Genomic DNA, 18732 nt, shown 5'->3' with positions numbered 1-18732 from the left:
ACCGGCTCAGACCGGTGTCACGGTCACCGCCGACAACCGGGTCACGTCCCTCGCCGTCCCCGTCACCCCCGACAGGAACCCGTGCGCTCGGGGCGACGCGCTCTCCGTGAGCCACGCCGGGTCGATGTCGCACACCGCGACCCGCACCTCGGTGCCGGCCAGCGCCAGCGGCAGGGTGTGCACGACCGTCGACGGGAAGCTGAGGATCGTACGGCCGATGGGGCCCCTGCGGGCGATCAGTTCGAGGGGGAGGTCCGGGCGGACCACTTCGAGGCCCGTCTCGACGGCCAGACGATGCAGCTTCTCCGTGCTTTCGCGGCGGTGGGCGAAGTAGCGGGTGGCGCCGTGGGCCTTGGTGAGGGTGCGGACCGCTTCCAGGTAGTGCTCCTGGTCGACCACCCCGGTTTCGACCAGGGACGTACCGACCAGGTCGGCGCCCTTGGTGATACGGGGCGGGCCGAAGCGGGCGCGGGTCCAGGAGAAGTCGTTCGAGGTGAGGAGGACGCCCTCCGGGGCCGAGTCGATCGGCATCGAGGAGAAGACCTCCACCGAGCGTCTCTCGGTCGGGGTGAGGCGGCGGCGGGCCGAGGACGAGACCGGCGCGAAGAGCAGGTCCCGCGGGCCGGGACGGCCGCCGCGCCGGTGCCAGCGCACCAGGCGTTCACCGCGGGCCAGTTGGGCGACGAACTCCATCGTCGCCGTACCGTCGTCCACCACCACCAGATCGCGGGCCCGGGTGATGGTCAGCAGGAGTTGTACATAGCGGGAGAACGGATCTCCCATGACGATGCGGCGGGCCTTGCGCAGCAGCGGGGCGAGGCCGCCGATCGTCTGGAAAGGGGCCGCGGTGCCGCTGCGTGCCTCCTCCCAGCGGACCTCGTAGCCCTCGTCACGGGCCAGGTCCGCCATGCGGCGCAGCTGGCCGCGGGTCATCGGATCGTTCGGCGAGAGGACGACGAGGGTGAGCCCCGCGCCGGGCGGACCGGCAACTCCCCCGGCCGGCGCCCTACCGGGCGCCGGGACACGGGCCCGTTCGGGCCGAAGGGCGTGGGTATGCGCCCACTCCAGCACATTCAGGAGCTGTACCGGACTCTCGACGAAGGCGAGAGTGTGGGGGCCGGCGGATCCGGCGCGGGGGCTCATCGACGTACGACCGTCCCGTCTTAAGGAGTTCAGACCGAGACCGGCTCACCGGCGGCGTCGGCGATCTCCGCCTCCGCGACGACGCCTGTGACGCGGCGCAGCTTCTTCATCGGGCCGAGCTCCGACTCGTAGACCTTCTTGACGCCGTCACCGAGGGAGGCCTCGATGGTGCGGATGTCGCGGACAAGGCGGACAAGGCCCTGCGGTTCGACGGAGGCGGCCTGGTCGGAGCCCCACATCGCGCGGTCCAGGGTGATGTGGCGCTCGACGAAGGTAGCACCAAGGGCGACCGCCGCGAGGGTGGTCTGCAGGCCCGTCTCGTGACCGGAGTAACCGATCGGGACGTTCGGGAACTCGGCCTGGAGGGTGTTGATGACGCGGAGGTTGAGCTCCTCGGCCTTCGCCGGGTACGTCGACGTGGCGTGGCAGAGCAGGATGTTGTCCGAGCCGAGGACCTCCACCGCGTGGCGGATCTGCTTCGGGGTGGACATGCCGGTGGACAGGATGACCGTGCGGCCGGTGGTGCGGAGCGAGCGGAGCAGCTCGTCGTCCGTGAGGGAGGCCGAGGCGACCTTGTGGGCGGGTACGTCGAACTTCTCCAGGAAGGCGACGGCCTCGGTGTCCCACGGGGAGGCGAACCAGTCGATTTCGCGGCTCTTGGCGTACGCGTCGATCTGGCGGTAGTCGTCCTCGCCGAACTCCACCCGGTGGCGGTAGTCGATGTAGGTCATGCGACCCCAGGGGGTGTCACGCTCGATGTCCCACTGGTCGCGCGGGGTGCAGATCTCCGGGGTGCGCTTCTGGAACTTGACGGCGTCACAGCCGGCCTCGGCAGCGGCGTCGATCAGCTTGAACGCGTTCTCCAGCTCGCCGTTGTGGTTGATGCCGATTTCGCCGACGACGTAGACCGGGTGGCCGGGTCCTGCGGTCTTCGAACCGAAGCTGCGCAGACGGGAGTTGCTCATGGGGGTGTGGTTCCTTACTTGTCGAGGGAGTCGAGAGAGGGGCCGAGGATCCAGCTGGCGATCTCTCGGATCGCGCCGTCACCGCCGGGAACGGTGGTGACCGCGCGTGCGGCGCCGCGCACGACGTCATGGGCGCTCGCGACCGCCACGGGCCAGCCCACGAGGGCGAAGCACGGGAGGTCGTTGACGTCGTTGCCGACGTAGAGCACGCGCTCCGGCGCGATGCCCTGCTCCTCGCACCACTGCTTCAGTGCGAGGTCTTTCCGGTCGATGCCGTGGAGCACCGGAATCTGCAGTTTCCGGGCCCGGGCGGCGACGACCGGGTTCTGTTCCGTGGACAGGATCAGCATCGAGAGCCCGCTCTTGCGGAGGGCCGCGATGCCGAGGCCGTCGCCGCGGTGCACGGAGACGACCTCCCGTCCGTCGGAATCGATCAGCACCCTGTCATCGGTCTGGGTGCCGTCGAAGTCGAGGACGACCGCGTCGATGTCGGAGGCGGTCGGGAGTGTGCCGGGGCGGTTGGCGTCGAAGAGGGGCGCCAACGCCCGTGCGCGGGCGAGGTCGTGCGGGTCGTCGATCTCCAGCACCCGCGCGGGGTCGGTGCGGACGAGCTCCGTACGCCCGAAGAAGCGGTGCTGGTGCTCGCGGAAGCCGGTCGCGTCCATCGCGTACGCGGCGCCGGTCTCCAGGAGGTCCTGGGGGCGGTCCTGGCGGCGCGGGCGGAAGGCCTTGTCGTGGTTGACGCCGTAACCGCCACTCGTCGCCGTCCTGGTGGCGACGGTCACCGACGATCCGCCCACGGACGCGGCGGACGTGGTGTCGACGGCCGTGGCCTCGTCGTCGGCGTCGCGCCAGATGAAGCCGTGGAAGGCGGCCACGGTCACGGCGGTGTCCGCGCCGTTCTCCACGACGGCGGCCGAGACCCCGTCGATGTCCTCGCGGATGATGAACGGGCTGGTGGCCTGGACGAGCAGGACCACGTCGACCGGCGAGCCGTGCAGGGCCTCGTGGGCGTCCATGGCGTGCAGGACGGCGGCCTCCGAGGTGGCGGTGTCACCGGCGATGGCGGCGGGGCGCAGGACCACCTCGGCGCCGGCCTGGCGGGCGGCGGCGGCGATCGCCTGGTCGTCGGTGGAGACGACGACGTCCGTGACGAGGCGCGCGGCGCGGCACTCGCGCACGGCGCGGGCCACCAGCGGCACACCTCCGACCGGGAGGAGGTTCTTCGCGGGGACGCCCTTGGAGCCGCCGCGCGCGGGAATCACCGCGAGTACGCGGCGCACCGGCGACGCCTGGCCCGCTTGACCGGCTTCCGAGTTGGACATTCGCTGTTCTCCTTGACGAGGGACGCGTGGGATGTGGGCGCTCACAGCTCACCCATCCGCCGGATGACCGGCGCCACGCGCTGGACACCGTGGCGGTAGGCGCCACGGGCGGCTCGGCGGACTATCTGCCGTACGGGACTGGGTTCCCGGTCCGCCGCGGGGGCGCCGGGCAGCGGGGTGCCGTCCGGGCCGAGGTGGTGGCGGGCGAGGATGCCGGGGAGGTAGCCGGGGGCGGTGACGGGCGTGTAGTACGGGGCGAGGGGCGGAAGTTCGGCGGCTTCCAGCAGCTCGGTGATGCGGAACCGGGCGACGTCGAAGGCCGTTTCGTACGAGCCGTCGGCGGCGACGCCCTGCCGGGACACCCAGGCCGCGTCGGGCGAGGGCTGGTACCCGTCGTCGAGCTGGTCCCAGGATGCCAGGCATCCCGAGCCCACGAAGTGGTGGTTGCCGAGCGCCTCGCGCACCCCGAGGTCGCTGAGGACGACGGTGGGGATACGGCGGTGCAGGGACTCCAGGGCGGCCGTGGAGCTGATGGTGATCAGCAGGTCGGTGCGGTCTAGGACCTCGCCCATGTGCCCGTAGACGAGACGGAAGTTGGCCGGCGGGTCCAGCTTCTCGACCAGCTTCTGGTAGGGCAACTCCTCGATGTGTGTGGTGTGTTCGCCCGGCTTGGAGCGCAGCTTGAGCAGCACCTCGCGGTCCGGGTGCAGCTTTGCGTGCTGGATCAGCCGGTTGAGCAGGTAGGTACGGTCCTTGCGGTTCTCCGGTACGGAGGGCTGGGCGGCGAAAACGACCGTGTACGGGTCGTTCCCCTTCTGGTAGGTGGCTCCGCCGAGGAAGGGCAGCGCGACCTCGGTGACCGCCGAGGCGTCGGCGCCTACTCCCTCGTACACAGCTCGGAAACGGTCCGCGTCCTGGCGGGAGTTGGCGAGGACGAGGTCCGCACCGTGCCGCAGCAGCAGTCCGTCGGCGAGCTTCTCGTACACGACGCCGACGTAGCCGGTGACGATCACGGGCCGCTCGGCCCGCCCGTCCCAGATCCGCCGCAGGCCGTGCAGCATCGCCTGAACGGCGCCGCCGACCAGGGCGAGGACGACGACGTCGTACGACTCCTGCTCCATGGTGCGCAGGAACTCTACGGCGGTGACCTCCCGGATGGAATCGGCGCGGACCCCCACCTCCGCCAGCTGGCGCGGGGTGGGCGTGGCCCGGCCGCGCAGCAGGAATCCGCTCAGGGCAGGACCGACTTGCGCGTCGGCGCGCGGTCCCGCTTCCATGGACGGACCCGGAGCGATGCGGTCCGCGGTCAGCGCACCCCATTTCCAGCGGGTGTCGGAGTCCGCGAGTACCGCGATCCGTAGGGACTTCGTTGTACTCGTTGCACTAGGTGGCACACCTACGACGCTAGGAACCATTTCTTAGGTATAACCCAACCTCAACTCAACAAAGAGTTAACAGAACACTTCCGAGAGCCCAACTGGCCCGCTGATGACCGGGAAGTACACGGAATGCACAGTCCCGCCACATCGAGTTCACCGACCGTACCCGTAACGGAAAGATCCGCATCCGGGCAGCCTCGTAGGCTTCCTGGCGTGCCAAAGCTCTCCGTCATCGTGCCGTTCTACAACGTCCAGCAGTACGCCCCGGACACACTCAGAAGCCTTCGCCTGAACGCCCGGGAAGACTTCGAGTTCGTGCTGGTGGACGACCATTCGAAGGATGAAACCCCGGCAATCCTGGAACGGGCGGCCGAAGAACTCTCAGATGTCGCCCAAGTCCGTTATGTCCGGCATGAGAAGAACGGCGGGCTCGCCACCGCCCGCAACACCGGCCTCGACGCCTCGCACGGCGAGTACCTGACCTTCCTGGACGGGGACGACTGGCTCGCACCGGGCTACCTCGGTGAACTCGTCTCGGCCATCGAGGGCCTGGGCTGCGACTTCATCCGCACCGACCACGTACAGGCCACCAACCGCGGCCGTACGGTGCACCGGGTCCCGCACGGGCGGCGCGACGAGGTGATGAACCCGCGCAAGGCGATCCTTCCCGTGGACCGGACGACCTCGGTGGACTACGCGTACGCCTGGGCCGGCGCCTACCACCGCCGGCTGCTCGACCAGGGGGTGCTGCACTTCACGGACGGGCTGCGCACGGCGGAGGACCGGCCGTGGATCTGGAAGCTGCACCGCGAGGCGGAATCGTTCGCCGTGGTGAGTCTGCTGGGCGTCTTCTACCGGCGCGGAGTCGCCTCCTCACTCACTCAAATCGGTGACGTTCGTCAACTCGACTTCATCCGGGCCTTCGACCAGGTGATCGAGGAGACCGCCGCCGATCCGGACGCCGACCGACTGCTGCCCAAGGCGATGCGGACGTACTGCGCGATCATCGCCCACCACCTCTCGGAGATCGAGAAGTTCGAGCCGGCCGTCGCCAAGCAGCTGCGGTCGATGAGCGCGGCGGCCATAAAGCGGATGCCCCAGGACGCGCTCGGCGACGTGCTCGACACCATGGACCTGAGCCGTTCCTCGAAACTGCGGCGGCTGCGGCGCCGGATCACGACTGCTAAGGCGGCCGCCTGACATGCCCCGTACCACCCAGATCTTCTGTGCCTCGACGCTGTACGGCGCCGCCACCCTGGCCGCCGCGATCGAGTCCGACCAGTTCACGGCGGCCGACCGCCGCCTGCTTCTGGTGTTCAACAACTCCGCGACGCCGGAGACCACCCCCGCCGTCGACGAGATGCCGGGGTTCGCGTCGCTGAGTGACCACTTCGACGGCGTGCTGTCCTGGAACGAGGCCATCCGGCCGTTCCACCCCGGGGCGTGGTCGCCGCGGCCCGACGACATCCCGCTGTTCGAGCGCTATCTGCGGCTGCTGTGGGACCTGGGCGAGGACCGGGTGGAGCTGGTCCTGGAGTCCATCCAGGTCAGCCCGGCCTTCACGGTGGCACAGTTGTTCACCGGGGCACCCATCGACGTCTACGCCGACGGTCTGATGAGCTACGGCCCCACTCGCAACAAGCTCGACCCGCTGGTCGGCACCCGGGTGCGGCGGCTGCTGCACCTGGACCTGGTGCCCGGCCTGACGCCGCTGCTGCTGACCGAGTTCGACGTGCCCGCGGAGGTCGTACCGGCGGACGCGTTCCTGAAGGTGCTGAGCGGGCTCGGCGGCGCCGTACCGGAGCTGCCCGCGCTGCCCGACAACGCGGCGCTGCTGCTCGGCCAGTACCTGTCCGCGCTGAACATCCTCACTCCGCAGGAGGAGGAGGACCTGCACGTGCGGATGATGCGCGGCGCCGTCGACCGCGGGCACCGCACCATCGTCTTCAAGCCGCACCCGACCGCGCCGGCCCGCTACAGCCGCGCCCTGGAGACCGAGGCCGCCAAGCTCGGCGTCGAGCTCACCGTCCTGGACACGCCGGTGCTCGCCGAGGTGCTGTTCGAGAAGACCCGGCCCGGACTCGTCGTCGGCTGCTTCTCGACCGCGCTGTTCACGGCCTCCGCGTTCTACGACCTGCCGGTCGCCCGGATCGGTACCGCCCCGATACTGGATCGCCTCACGCCCTACCAGAACAGCAACCGCGTGCCCGTCGCACTGGCCGACGCACTGCTGCCGGACCTGGAGGGCAAGAAGGGGAACGACACCATCCCCGCCGACGAGCTGAACGGTCTCGTCATCGCACTCGGGTTCACCATGCAGCCGCAGATCCACCCGAGCCTGCGCCCGGCCACCGAACGCTATCTGTCCCAGCACTTCGGCCCACGCACCCAGCGCTACTTCAAGCGCCGCCGGCTCACCTCGCTCGGCCTCCCCGGCGGCATCCCGGAGCGCCTGGCGTTCGTACCCCGCAACTCCACCGCACGCCGAGTGGTGCGGCAGGCCCGCGCACTGCGCAAGGCGGTACGCCGCTGAGGGCGGACGCCTGAGTTCAGTGCACGGAGGGCGGGCGGATCACGACGATCCGCCCGCCCTCCGTGCGTGGCCTGCTTCCCTCAACGCGTTCAAGCGGTCGGCCCGGCCCGCAAGGGGCGAAGAGGGACGAAGGGAGACAGGGAAGACAACTTCCGGACCCAGTGTGTTCATTCGGGCTTAATCAAGCCTCCATAGCTTCCTCCAATGCAGCAAACAGCTTTCTCCATAAGCCTGTTCGAGCTTGCGGGCAGGCGGAGATGACTCAGCAGGACATACGTCCGTCCGCCCCCGCTCCGGCCCCCGTCGCGCTCACGCCGGTGGAGCCGGCCCCGGAGCCGGCCAAGAGGCCGCTGATCTCCTACGTCCTGCCGGTCTACAACGAGCAGGACGGCATCGCCGCCTTCCACACCGAGCTGATCGCCGTGATCGAAGGCCGCCCGGAGCTCGACTTCGAGCTGCTGTACGTCAACGACGGTTCCTCGGACCGCTCGCTGGCCATCCTCAAGGCCCTCTCGAAGAACGACGGGCGCGTCCAGGTGGTCGACTTCGCACGCAACTTCGGGCACCAGGTCGCCATCACCGCGGGACTCGACCTCGCTCAGGGCGACGCGGTGATCGTCATGGACACCGACCTCCAGGACCCGCCGCGGGTCAGCCTCGAACTGGTCGACGCCTGGCGCGAGGGCGCCGAGATCGTGCACGCGCGCCGTCGCAGCCGTCAGGACACCGCCTTCAAGCGGGCCACCGCACACCTGTACTACCGCGTCCTGCGCTCCAGCACCGAGGTGGACATCCCCTTGGACACCGGCGACTTCCGGCTGCTCGACCGGCGGGTCGCCGACGAGCTGCGCCGGTACCGAGAGCGCAGCCGCTTCGTGCGCGGCATCGTCGCCTCGATGGGCTACCGGCAGACCACGGTGGCCTTCGACCGCGACGAGCGGTTCGCGGGCGAGACGAAGTACCCGCTGCGCAAGATGGCCCGCCTGGCGGTCGACGGGATGACCAGCTTCTCCACGACACCGCTGAAGATGATCACCCGCCTTGGCTTTGTGGTGCTCGTGCTGTCACTGATCGGCATCCTCTACACGCTGGCCATGAAGTTCTTCCGGCCCGAGATCACCGTCTCCGGCTGGACGATGCTGATGGTCGTCGTGCTGTTCCTGGGCGGCACCCAGATGCTGTCCCTGGGCGTGCTGGGCAGCTATATAGGGCGTATCTACAGCGAGGCCCAGGGACGGCCGCTGTACCTGGTGCGCGAGGTGATCGGGGGGCGTACGGAGGAGCGGGACGGTCCCTGTGCCTGTGGCCGCGCCGACGAGCGGGACGGTCGCCGTGGCCTCTGACACCACCTCCACGGCCACGCCCCAGGCGACCGTGAACGAGGCCCCCCGAGGTCGCGCGGCCACCCTGCGCCAGCTGCTGCGCTACACCCTCATCGGCGGCAGCGGCCTCACGCTCGACCTCGTGGTCTTCATGCTGCTGCACAACCTCGCGGGGATGGACGAGCAGTTCGCCAACGCGATCAGCACCACCCTCGGCATCGCCAACAACTTCGTCCTCAACGCGCTGTTCACCTTCGAGCGGCGCGACCGGATCGTCCTGCGCTTCCTGCGCTTCTACGCCGTCGGGCTGACCGGGATCGCCCTGACGAACCTGCTCTTCCTCGTCTTCACCGACGCACTGGGGATCGACGCCAACCTCGTCAAGGTCGGATCGCTCCCGCTGGTCCTGGCGCTTCAGTTCGCGCTCAACAAAAAGTGGAGCTTCGCATGAACCTCGGCATCATCGGCGCGGGTGCCAGCGGCCTCACCGCCGCCTGGGACGCCGTACGCGCCGGCCACCAGGTCACCGTCCTGGAATCGGCCGGTGAAATCGGCGGTCTCGCCGCGTCGTTGGAGGTGGGCGGCGTCCCGCTGGAGCGGTACTACCACCACATCTTCCGTAGCGACAAGGCCATGATCGCCCTGATCGAGGAGCTGGGCCTCGGTGAGGCGCTGCGCTTCCACAAGCCGACCACGGCCATCTTCCGCGGCGGCAGGCTGATCAACTTCACCAGCCCGGTCGACATGCTGCGCTTCCCGGAGTTCTCCCCGCTGGACGCGGTACGGTTCGCCGCTTCGTCGGCGCTGCTGAAGGCGGTGCGCGGCGGTGAGCGGTTCAACGACCTGACCGCGCTGGCCTGGCTGCGCCGCTGGGCGGGCCGCAGGGCGACCGCGTCGATCTGGGAACCGCTGCTGCGCGGCAAGTTCGGCGACCGCGCCGAGCAGGTGTCGATGGCCTGGCTGTGGGCCCGTATCCACTGCCGTACCTTCGAACTGGGTTATGTGGACGGCGGGTTCGAGCGTGTCTACGCGGCGCTGCGGGACGGCGTCGAGGAGCGCGGCGGCAAGGTCGAGTTCGGCAAGGCGGTCGAGACGATCCGGCAGGACGGCCACGACGCACCCGCGGTGGTGACGTGCGCGGATGGTTCGACGTACGAGTTCGAGCAGCTGATCGTCACCACTCCGCAGCCCGTGTTCGCGAAGGCGGCCGGACTGCCCGCCGACGACGCCCTTTGGAAGAACCAGTACCTCGGCGCGACCTGCTTCGTCCTTGAGCTGGACCGCAGTGTGATCCCGTACTACTGGCTCAACATCAACGAGCCGGACTTCCCGTTCCTGGCGGTGGTCGAGCACACCCGGATGATCGACCCGTCGGTCTACGGCGGCCGGCACATCCTCTACGTGGGCAACTACGTGGAGCGCGAGGACTGGCGGTTCACGACGGAGCCGGGCGAGTTGCTGAAGGCGTTCCTGCCCCATCTGCGGCGAATCAACCCGGACTTCGACGAGTCCTGGATCAAGGACTGGCACTTCTCGAAGGCCGGGTTCGCCCAGCCGGTGGTGACTCCCGAGTACCGCTCACTGATCCCGTCGCACGACACGCCGATGAGCCGGGTCAAGCTGGTGACGATGGCTCAGATATACCCGCAGGACCGGGGACAGAGCTACTCGGTTGAGCTGACCCGCAAGGTCACGGCCTCGCTCGGACTGCGCTGAGCGGACGCGCCCGCCAGGAACTGACGGGGCCCCGGCCGGAATTCCGGCCGGGGCCCCGCTCCATGTGCCTGACGTCCCGTCATGTGCCGTTCCTGCGTGGGCACAGAACAAGTTGCGCGTCGCCGCTCTCCTTCAGGGTCGGGCAGTCGTACACGGCGGAGATGCGCCGCGCCAGGGCCGGGTCGACCTTGCCCGGCCTGAACCAGCCCCGGTCCAGGACCGCGTACGGGGCGGGGTCGTGATCGACGCAGTCGGCGTTCTCCTGGAACGACTTCAGCTCGGTGACATCCGCGATGAAGCGGGTGCGCTGGAGGAAGGTGGCGATCGGGTAGCGGCACTGGGCAGGGTGGTCGACGAAATACGCCGCGTCGCCGAAGGCGAGGTAGAGCACCGGGGTGTCGGCGGGCAGCTCGGCCCGGATCCGGTCCGCCGCCTCCTCGGAAGCCTCCAGGGACTTCAGGTACCCGGTGTTCGTCATCAGGACCTTGCCGTACTGCACCAAGTGCGGTGAGCCTGGCCAGCTGCTCGCGGCCAGGCACACCACGCCGGCCAGGGCGGCCAGCACGGCCGGCCACAACCCGCGCGCGACCCTCGGCCGTGCCGTGCGCCCGGCCGCCAACCGCGCACGGGCCTCCAGCCAGGCGTCCAAACCGGCCGCGAGCAGGGCGACCAAGCCCGCCGCCCAGAGGACGCAGGGCCGTTGGAAGCCTCTCGGCAAGTCGGCGTACAGCACCGGCAGCGCGCCGTACAGCAGCGATACGGCGCCGAAGAACCAGGGCGGGGAGCGACGGGCGCCGCCCACGGCGAGGCCCCACATCGCGGCGGCGATCACGGGCATCTGGGCCCCGTGGTACATGAACCAGTTGCCCTGCACGGCCACGACCGCCTGGGCGCCGAAGCCGATGGTCACGGCCACCAGGATCAGTTCGGTACGGCGGCGGCGCCCGCGTACCCGGCACAGCACCAGCAGCAGCGCCCCGGGCAGGAGCAGCAGCACCGGGCTCTCCACGGCGCGGTCGGCGAGGAAGTCCACGGAGCGTTCGAGGATGAACCGCGGGTGGATGCCGGTGCGGCCGATCGCCGACTGGTTGAGCTGCGGCATGTCCTCGGTCCACTGCCACTCGTGGGATCCGGCGAGGACACTCAGCGCGAAGAGGGCCACCGCGCCGGGCACCGCGACCAGGGCGAGCCGTACGGCCCGGCCCCGGTCGACGGCGTACACGAAGAGCACGCCGATCGCGGCCGAGGCGGCGGTGGAGTACTTCATCATCACCGCGAGCGCCAGGGGCAGCGCGGCGAGCAGCGCCGCCGACCACGGTTTCGCGGGGCCCACCCCCGCGGCGACGGCCAGCACGGTCAGCACGACCGCCGCCCACTCCGGCTGAAGGAAGTCGTTACGGGGGGCCAGGGTCAGCGCGAGGCCGATGGCACCCGCTGTGAGGGCGGCCTCCCGGCCGGTGAGGTGGCGCAGGAGCGCCACGTACAGGGCGTAGGCGGCCGCGGCCGCGAGCAGTGCGCCCGCGGCGCCCATCAGCGCCTCGCGCACCATCGTGCTGCCGAAGGCGAGCTTGTCGAGGACCGCGATGAACCACCGGTAGAAGTACGGCCGGTGGGTGAAGATCTCCGACGGCGAGTAGCCGGCCTTCTCGCCGGTCCGCAGAGCGCCGAGCACGTACTCCAGGTCACCGGTCAGCCGCCGGGTCACCACAACGTACGCCACGGCCACCGCGGCCGGCAGCGCGACCACCGGCCACCACAGAGGTGACCGGCGGACGCGCTGCTGCGGCTGTGCTGCTGGTGGGGCGCCGTCGAGGTTGTCGGCCAGGGCGGTCGCCACCGGTCAGCCGCCCAGGATGACGCGCAGGTCCGCGGCGTTCGCCTCGGTGATCTTCCACAGTTCCTGCTGGCGGCCGTGGACGTCGGCGACGGTCGCGGCGTGGTCGGCGAGCAGGTCCTGGGAGCGCTCCACGAGCTTGGCGGCGAGCTGCCTGTCGTGCACGGACACGCCCCACTCGGGACGCTCGATGTCGCTCAGGAAGTACGCCATCTTCGGATGCGAGATCAGGCTGATGATGGGCGTGCCGCAGCCGAACGGGATCATGCCCGCGTGCCCGCGCATGCCGATGACCAGCTTGGTGCGGGCGTACAGGTCGCGGATCTCGTCGTTCTCGAAGTTGTACATCGGGATGACGGGCATCGAGATGCCGTGCTCGCGGCGCAGGTCGAAGGCGATCTTCTCGTCGTCCAACGAGTGGGCGGCGCACTGGACTTCGGCAAGCTTGCCGAGGCCCCGTACCGCTTCGGCCATCTGTGCGAGGAAGTACGCGTAGTCGTGCCCGAAGCGCAGTCCCGCACGGTCGTAGGCCGCGTTGATGAGGATGGTGTCCTCGCGCTTGGCCGGGTCCTGCCAGCCTGCGACGAGCTGGCGCGTGACCGTGGTGGGACAGGGCTGGAAACGCACCTTGTCGTGCAGGTGGTCGGGGAGCATGGCCCGCACCTTCGCGATGGAGCCGTGGTTGCGCAGCCCGAAGAAGGAGGAACGCTCGACGAGTTGGCGCAGCGAGGAGCGGAACCGTCCGGCGCGGTAGGACTGTCCGTCGAAGGCGTTGAAGCCCACGGCGAAGACCGCGATCGGCACGTCGATCCGGTTGAGGAGGTCGTCCGGGACGTTCCACTGCCAGGCGCTGTTGCCGTTCGGCATGGTGTCCGGGATGAACAGGCCACCGCCGCCGATGACCAGGCCGCGGCGGGCGTTGACGCGCTCCAGGGCCGCCTCGTCGAACAGCCGGTGGGCGTGCACGGGGTGCCAGCGGCGGGAGCCGGTGTCGGGCCCGAAGGCGAGCCGGACGCTCTCGGGAAGCAGCTTGTCGCCCGCGTTGCCCTGACGGTCCATGTAGAAGGCGACGTGCGCCAGTTGGTCCTCGGCGGTGCCGAGCTCCTGGGTGGGCACGGTGGCCGCGCGGGTGACCCACATGCGGCTGGCGCGGTGGGTGGGGTCGACGCTGATGCCGGCCGTGGCGTACTTCAGGGCCCCGGCGTTGTCACCGTGCACCCAGGCCATCTGGGCGAGGCGGGAGTAGGCGGTGGCGGCCCGGTTGGGGGCGGCGGTGGCGAGCAGCAGTTCCGCCTTGGCCTCCTCGTAGCGGGAGACGCTCATCAGGGCGTGGCCGAGCGTCTCGTGCGCCCAGGCCTCGTCGAGCGGGACACGCACGCTGTCGAGCACGTCGACGGCGTTCTGGTAGTCGCCGGCGGCGATGTGGGCCGCGGCGAGCTTGCGGGCGAGTTCCGGGTCCCCGGTGCGGGCGACGTGCGGGGTGCCGAAGTGGACCAGCAGATCGTGGTGGAGACCGCCGGAGCTCTCCAGGTAGGCGGTGTGGAACTCGGCGTCGGACAGCTCGAACTCGCGCCAGCGCGCCTCCGCCTGGCTGTACCCGGACTCGCCGCCCTGCCAGGGCTTGTGACGCCCGGTGAAGTGCAGGATGGAGACGTCCTCGGGCACCGGCAGGTCGCCGGACAGCCGCCGCTTGACGTAGTTGTAGCGGGCGTCGAGGTGGACGAAGTCGCCGTCGAGAACGGCGTTGAGGATGCCCTGGTCGTGCTTGTCGAGCTCGTAGTCGCCGGAGCGGCCGGTGGCGTCGATCTTCGCGCAGAACTCGTCGCTCAGGTACTCGCGCTGGATGACAAGCAGCCCGGAGTTGAGCTTGTGCTGCCCGTAGAAGAACTGCGGCACGGCCGCGAGTCCCTCGCGCAGCTTCAGCAGTTCGCCCAGGTCACCGAGGACGACCATGTCGGTGTCGAGCGTGATGATCGTGTCGTACTCGCGCAGCCGGAAGATGTCGAGGATGAAGTACGCCTTGCGGACCAGGTAGTTGTCCTGGTCACCCTTGGCGTACGAGTCGTAGTGCTCGGCGTTGACGCGGCGCAGCACGATGCGCGGGTGCAGGTCGCGGATCTTGGCGATCGAGCCGGGGCGCAGGTCGTCGTACAGGACGACGAAGTCCTCGCACACGCTCGGGTTCGACAGGGCGAGGCTGCGGAGCAGGACGAGGAAGCCCGGCAGGTAGTTCTCGTCGACGAAGCTCGCGAACGCGATGCGGCGCTTGCCGGTGATGTCACTCGCCGAAGCGGTGGCGGCCGGGACCGCGGCTGCGGCGGTGCCGGTCAGGGAGGTCGTGGTCATCGCAGGGATATCCTCATGTCGGTCACGCTCTGAGCCCGCTGCATGACCCATTCCTTCTCGCTGGTGTATTCGTGCACGGATGTGATGGCCAGCTTCATGGCTTCCGGGACGCGGTAGGCGCCGCTCTCGTAGAAGTCGAAGCCGATCAGGTCGAGGGTCGGGCTGACGTCCAGGAAGTCCAGCAGCCACAGCATGTTGAAGCCGGTCGTCGGAATGCCCGACCACCGGTCGGCGCCGATCTGGCCGATGTTCCGCAGGGGCCAGCGCAGTGTCTCGTCGCCGAGGTACTGCTGTGCCCCGGGCACCAGACGGTTGCGCAGCGAGTACTTCCAGTCGCCGGAGATGCCGCCGAAGACGAGCCGGGTCGTCACCGGCTTGTCCCAGTTGAAGCCGTGCTTGTGGATCGTGGTGTGGATGTCGGTGCGGCTGCCGGTGTTCTTCGCGTCGATCTTGTACGAGTTGAAGCGCACCACCAGGTCGTACGCGTCGATCTCGGCGCCCATCGAACTCGCGCCGACCCGGCCTGAGTTGGCGATCAGACAGATGGACTTGCCGGCGATCTGGTTGCGGAACTCACCCAGGGTGAGCCACTGCACGCCGCCGATGGTGGGGTCGACGACCGGGCCGCGCGCCCGGATCCGGCGCTGTTCGGCGTAGAGCGCGAGCACTTCGGTGAGCGCGGGGAGTGCGGCGAGGTCTCCGTGGGAGACGCCGGTGCGCAGGTCCAGGTACTGGCTGAGCAGATCCTGCCGGTCGCCCACCGGGGCGTCGTCGGCGGCCAGCGTGAGCAGTGCGCCGACCAGTCTCGGCTCGGCACCGGCCCAGTCGCCGGCCGCGTGCCGGGCGAGGCCCTCGGCCCATACCTCGGTGACGGGGCCCCGGGCGAACTCCTGGGCGCGCGGGACCTGGCGCTTGAGGAGCTCGAGGAGTTCCCCCTCGCGCCGGGCCGCGGCCTTCATTCCGCCGATGCGGGCGGCCACGCCGAAGCCGTCGTCGGTGGTGAGCGAGAGGTAGCGCTCGTACGCCTCCAGCGCCTCGGTCTCCTCGCCGAGGGCCTCGAGGAGCCGGGCGCGCAGCCGCCAGCCGGCGCGCGAGTTCTTGCGCTCGGCGAGGACGGTGTCGCTGATCACCAGGGCAAGGTTCAGCTCGTCGTCGTAGCCGCACTCCATCGCCTTGTTCGCGACCGCGAGCAGGGCGTCGAGGAGGGCGTTGTCGATCCCCGTGGAAGGGGTCGCCGCGCCCTTGACGGCACGCTTGAGCAGGGCGGTGGCGCCGCCCGCCGGGGCGGGCGCGGGGGCGCTGGTGGCGGACATTCCCCATGCCACGAGCAGCTTCCTCAGCTGCTCGGCAAGCTCGACACGGCGGCGGTCGATGCTGCCGACGAGTTTCCCGCTGTGCGCCGCGCAGGCGCGCAGGCAGTCGTCCAGCTCCCCTCCGCGCGCACGTGCCCGTCTGTTCTGGACCCTCGTCATGGCACTCCTGATTTTTTGCAAAGCAAATGCTGTGTTCACTGCTGCCCACCGGCCGGTGGCACGATCCTGCACACGTTTACATGCGCGTGGGGTGATGATGAGAAAAATTAGAAAGCTAAAACGACTTCCAGGTGAACTCATCGGAACTGACAGGAAAATCGTTAGCCTGTCAACCAGGCCAAGTCTGTGATTCGGACTAACGTGCTGGGACAACCCACCCGACAGGACCACCCGCGAGGGGATTTTCGTGACCAGCATGACCGTCCGGCCGGTGACCGACACACCCAGGCCGCCGGAGCGGGCGAGGCCCCGGGAAACTCGGCTGCGTGCCCTGGACGGACTGCGACTGGTCGCCGCCCTGATGGTAGCCGCGTACCACTACGGCGGTCGGGGCGGTGATGTCACCAAGGCCTGGGGGAGTTCCGCACAGCGGCAGTTCCCCACCCTTCACGAGTACTTCGCGTACGGCTGCCTCGGCGTCCAGGTCTTCTTCGTGATCAGCGGGTTCGTCATCTGCATGAGCGGCTGGGGCCGGCCCCTGAAGTCGTTCTTCGCGTCCCGCGCCTCGCGACTGCTGCCGGCCTATTGGGCGGCGGTCGTGCTCGTGACGCTGGTGTTCGCGCTGCCGGTGGTCACCTACCACGCGGTGTCGCCGAGCGACGCACTTGTCAACATGACGATGCTTCAGCAACCCCTGGGTGTGGACCGGGTGTTGGGCGTCTGCTGGACCCTGTGGGCGGAGATCCGGTTCTACGCGCTGTTCGCACTGTTCGTGGTGCTGCCCGGGGCCACCAGGCAGCGGGTGATCTTCTTCTGCGCGGGCTGGACGCTGGCGTACGCGATCGCGCAGGGCGCGCAGATGCCCCTGCTGGACATCGTGCTGATGCCCGAGTACGCGCCGTTCTTCATCGGCGGCGTCGGCCTCTACCTCGTCCACCGCGACCGGAGTGACGTCTACGCCTGGGGCATCGTGGTCGTCAGCTTCCTGATCGGACAGCACTACGCGGTGCGCTCGCTGTGGAACGCGGCGGACCCGAACGCCTTCGCCCACCGCACCACGTTCGGCATCGTCCTCGTCGTCGCCTTCGGCTTCGTGGCGGTCGCGGCGATCGCGCTCGGCTGGCTGAACTGGGCGAACTGGCGCTGGCTGACGGTCGCCGGCGCCCTGACGTACCCGTTCTACCTGGTCCACGAGCACCTGGGCTGGGTGGCCATCAAGGCCTACCACCAGACCCTGCACATCCCGTCGTACGGCACCTTCCTGCTCACGGTCGCGACCATGCTGCTGCTGGCCTGGCTGATGAACCGGTACGTGGAGAAGCAGTTGACGCCACGTCTGCGCTCCGCGCTGGCCGAGCCGCGGCCCTGACGGCTCCGCTGGGCGACAAAACCCGACAGGGCCTGACAGAGCCCGACAGGGCCCATATTGACCGCAGGTTTACCTTTCCACGAGTTTGGTTTTCTCTCTCCGGGCAGGCGCCGAGACAGTTCTCGCCCGACCCATAGGCTTCTCACAAGTTGCCGGGACTGCCGCACAAGGGAGTGCTTCTCTCCTCATGACTGCCACACAAGGCGCCATCCGCCCGCCGCACCGGCTCGACGACGTTCCCGGCTGGTTCCCCGTGCTCGACCAGATGCTCTTCGACTGGTACCTGGACCGGCAGGAGAGCGCAGGGCTGCGGGGCGACCTGCTCGAAGTCGGTGTGTACATGGGCAAGAGCGCGATCTTCCTGGGACGCCACCTCCAGGAGGGCGAGCGGTACACGGTCTGCGACCTCTTCGAGGGAGACGCCCCGGACAACGCCAATCAGGCGGAGTCGACGAAGTCGTACGCCGCGCTCACCCGGCGGGCCTTCGAGGAGAACTACCTCTCCTTCCACGACGAACTGCCCCGCGTCCTACAGGGCCCCAGCTCGCTGGTGCCGACCGAAGTCCGGCCCCGCTCCTGCCGGTTCGTCCACATCGATGCCTCGCACCTGTACGAGCATGTGTACGGGGACATCGAAGCGGCCCGCGAAGCGCTGCTGCCCGGCGGCATGGTCGTGCTGGACGACTTCCGCTCGGAGCACACGCCTGGCGTCGCCGTGGCCGTCTGGGAGGCCGTGCTCAGCAGGGGCCTGCACCCGGTCTGTCTGAGCGGCCAGAAGCTGTACGGGACCTGGGACGACCCCGAGTCCGTCCAGGAGGAGCTGCTCGCCATGGCCCGGGAGCGGACGGACTGCCACCTCAGCGTTCAGCAGGCCGCCGGACACCGCATCATCCGCCTCAAGTCCAAGGGCATGCGGGCCCCGGCCTTCCCGCCCTCCCGGCACCACGTCGAGAGCCCCGAACCGGTCGCCGCCGAGATCCCGGCGCAACCGGGACCCGCGGCGGCGAGCCCGGCCGCCGCCGCCCAGCCGTCCCGCCAGGCCTCGCAGGGCCGCCGCACACCTGCCCCGGTTCGCAGCGGCGCCCGCGGCATCGCCCTGGACCTGCTGCCGCCGATCGTCACCCGGGCGATCCGCCGGGCCCGCGCCGCCAGACGGTCGGCGGGGCGCTGACGGACCGGCTTTCCGCGCCGCCAGGCGCTCGGCAAGGGCGCTGACCGACCAGCTGTCCCCACCGCCAGGCGCTCGGCAAGGGCGCTGACCGACCAGCTGTCCCCACCGCCAGGCGCTCGGCAAGGGCGCTGACCGACCGGCTGTCCCCACCGCCAGG

At 69.5% G+C, this 18732-nt stretch carries 14 protein-coding genes; 7 read left to right on the top strand and 7 right to left on the bottom strand.

What is annotated here, in order from left to right:
- Positions 1 to 6: 6 nt before the first annotated feature.
- From AB0N66_RS21550 to AB0N66_RS21535, 4 genes are read right to left on the bottom strand one after another with little or no spacing between them, the layout of a single operon-like run.
- Positions 7 to 1143: a hypothetical protein gene (locus AB0N66_RS21550; RefSeq protein WP_365437304.1), complete on the bottom strand. Its 1137-nt coding sequence runs from the start codon at positions 1141 to 1143 to the stop codon at positions 7 to 9.
- A 29-nt stretch (positions 1144 to 1172) separates the two neighbouring features.
- Positions 1173 to 2108 (bottom strand): N-acetylneuraminate synthase family protein, encoded by a 936-nt coding sequence (locus tag AB0N66_RS21545; protein WP_365437301.1) that lies wholly within the window; start codon positions 2106 to 2108, stop codon positions 1173 to 1175.
- A gap of 14 nt (positions 2109 to 2122) precedes the next feature.
- A complete protein-coding gene (locus AB0N66_RS21540; RefSeq protein WP_365437298.1) occupies positions 2123 to 3433 on the bottom strand; it encodes an N-acylneuraminate cytidylyltransferase in 1311 nt (436 codons plus the stop codon).
- A 41-nt stretch (positions 3434 to 3474) separates the two neighbouring features.
- Positions 3475 to 4848, bottom strand: coding sequence for a DUF6716 putative glycosyltransferase (locus tag AB0N66_RS21535; RefSeq protein WP_365437295.1), 1374 nt, complete (start codon positions 4846 to 4848; stop codon positions 3475 to 3477).
- Positions 4849 to 5025: 177 nt separating this feature from the next.
- On the opposite strand from AB0N66_RS21535, the gene AB0N66_RS21530 reads away from it, so the two are divergent.
- The 5 genes from AB0N66_RS21530 to AB0N66_RS21510 all read left to right on the top strand — a co-directional run bounded on the left by AB0N66_RS21530 (position 5026) and on the right by AB0N66_RS21510 (position 10383).
- The gene (locus AB0N66_RS21530; RefSeq protein ID WP_365437292.1) at positions 5026 to 6012 is read left to right on the top strand and encodes a glycosyltransferase family 2 protein; all 987 of its coding nucleotides are present in this window, start codon (positions 5026 to 5028) and stop codon (positions 6010 to 6012) included.
- Between the two features lies 1 nt (position 6013).
- Positions 6014 to 7345, top strand: coding sequence for an alpha-2,8-polysialyltransferase family protein (locus tag AB0N66_RS21525; protein ID WP_365437289.1), 1332 nt, complete (start codon positions 6014 to 6016; stop codon positions 7343 to 7345).
- Positions 7346 to 7602: 257 nt separating this feature from the next.
- Positions 7603 to 8688, top strand: a complete 1086-nt coding sequence (locus AB0N66_RS21520; protein ID WP_365437287.1) for a glycosyltransferase family 2 protein — start codon at positions 7603 to 7605, stop codon at positions 8686 to 8688.
- Positions 8678 to 9118 carry a GtrA family protein gene (locus tag AB0N66_RS21515; protein WP_365437284.1) on the top strand — a complete coding sequence of 147 codons (441 nt, stop codon included), beginning with the start codon at positions 8678 to 8680 and terminating at the stop codon, positions 9116 to 9118. The genes AB0N66_RS21520 and AB0N66_RS21515 overlap by 11 nt, the downstream gene beginning before the upstream one ends.
- Complete coding sequence (locus AB0N66_RS21510; protein ID WP_365437281.1) at positions 9115 to 10383, top strand: NAD(P)/FAD-dependent oxidoreductase; 1269 nt, start codon at positions 9115 to 9117, stop codon at positions 10381 to 10383. The genes AB0N66_RS21515 and AB0N66_RS21510 overlap by 4 nt, the downstream gene beginning before the upstream one ends.
- A gap of 79 nt (positions 10384 to 10462) precedes the next feature.
- Here AB0N66_RS21510 and AB0N66_RS21505 read toward each other — a convergent pair whose 3' ends face one another.
- Genes AB0N66_RS21505 through AB0N66_RS21495 form a run of 3 tightly spaced genes read right to left on the bottom strand, consistent with a single transcriptional unit; the run spans position 10463 to position 16035 of the window.
- Positions 10463 to 12220, bottom strand: a complete 1758-nt coding sequence (locus tag AB0N66_RS21505) for a hypothetical protein (RefSeq protein ID WP_365437278.1) — start codon at positions 12218 to 12220, stop codon at positions 10463 to 10465.
- A gap of 3 nt (positions 12221 to 12223) precedes the next feature.
- Positions 12224 to 14563 carry a glycosyltransferase gene (locus AB0N66_RS21500; protein ID WP_365437275.1) on the bottom strand — a complete coding sequence of 780 codons (2340 nt, stop codon included), beginning with the start codon at positions 14561 to 14563 and terminating at the stop codon, positions 12224 to 12226.
- A complete protein-coding gene (locus AB0N66_RS21495) occupies positions 14560 to 16035 on the bottom strand; it encodes a glycosyltransferase family 29 protein (RefSeq protein ID WP_365437272.1) in 1476 nt (491 codons plus the stop codon). The genes AB0N66_RS21500 and AB0N66_RS21495 overlap by 4 nt, the downstream gene beginning before the upstream one ends.
- A gap of 256 nt (positions 16036 to 16291) precedes the next feature.
- Here AB0N66_RS21495 and AB0N66_RS21490 point away from each other — a divergent pair, with 256 nt between their 5' ends.
- Both AB0N66_RS21490 and AB0N66_RS21485 read left to right on the top strand, forming a co-directional pair.
- Complete coding sequence (locus AB0N66_RS21490; RefSeq protein ID WP_365437545.1) at positions 16292 to 17404, top strand: acyltransferase; 1113 nt, start codon at positions 16292 to 16294, stop codon at positions 17402 to 17404.
- Positions 17405 to 17591: 187 nt separating this feature from the next.
- Positions 17592 to 18575, top strand: coding sequence for a class I SAM-dependent methyltransferase (locus AB0N66_RS21485; protein WP_365437269.1), 984 nt, complete (start codon positions 17592 to 17594; stop codon positions 18573 to 18575).
- Positions 18576 to 18732 lie beyond the last annotated feature (157 nt).

Source organism: Streptomyces sp. NPDC093544 (genome assembly GCF_040683495.1).
Lineage (GTDB): Bacteria > Actinomycetota > Actinomycetes > Streptomycetales > Streptomycetaceae > Streptomyces.
The sequence above is the reverse complement of the archived record's forward strand: the minus strand, read 5'-3'. Positions and strand labels throughout refer to the sequence as shown.

Bases quoted from the DNA above. Each gene is read 5' to 3' on its own strand.
- AB0N66_RS21500 (WP_365437275.1), bottom strand. From the start codon at position 14,563: ATGACCACGACCTCCCTGACCGGCACCGCCGCAGCCGCGGTCCCGGCC.
- AB0N66_RS21550 (WP_365437304.1), bottom strand. From the start codon at position 1,143: ATGAGCCCCCGCGCCGGATCCGCCGGCCCCCACACTCTCGCCTTCGTC.
- AB0N66_RS21485 (WP_365437269.1), top strand. From the start codon at position 17,592: ATGACTGCCACACAAGGCGCCATCCGCCCGCCGCACCGGCTCGACGAC.
- AB0N66_RS21540 (WP_365437298.1), bottom strand. From the start codon at position 3,433: ATGTCCAACTCGGAAGCCGGTCAAGCGGGCCAGGCGTCGCCGGTGCGC.
- AB0N66_RS21525 (WP_365437289.1), top strand. From the start codon at position 6,014: ATGCCCCGTACCACCCAGATCTTCTGTGCCTCGACGCTGTACGGCGCC.
- AB0N66_RS21495 (WP_365437272.1), bottom strand. From the start codon at position 16,035: ATGACGAGGGTCCAGAACAGACGGGCACGTGCGCGCGGAGGGGAGCTG.
- AB0N66_RS21535 (WP_365437295.1), bottom strand. From the start codon at position 4,848: ATGGTTCCTAGCGTCGTAGGTGTGCCACCTAGTGCAACGAGTACAACG.
- AB0N66_RS21510 (WP_365437281.1), top strand. From the start codon at position 9,115: ATGAACCTCGGCATCATCGGCGCGGGTGCCAGCGGCCTCACCGCCGCC.
- AB0N66_RS21545 (WP_365437301.1), bottom strand. From the start codon at position 2,108: ATGAGCAACTCCCGTCTGCGCAGCTTCGGTTCGAAGACCGCAGGACCC.
- AB0N66_RS21520 (WP_365437287.1), top strand. From the start codon at position 7,603: ATGACTCAGCAGGACATACGTCCGTCCGCCCCCGCTCCGGCCCCCGTC.
- AB0N66_RS21490 (WP_365437545.1), top strand. From the start codon at position 16,292: ATGACCGTCCGGCCGGTGACCGACACACCCAGGCCGCCGGAGCGGGCG.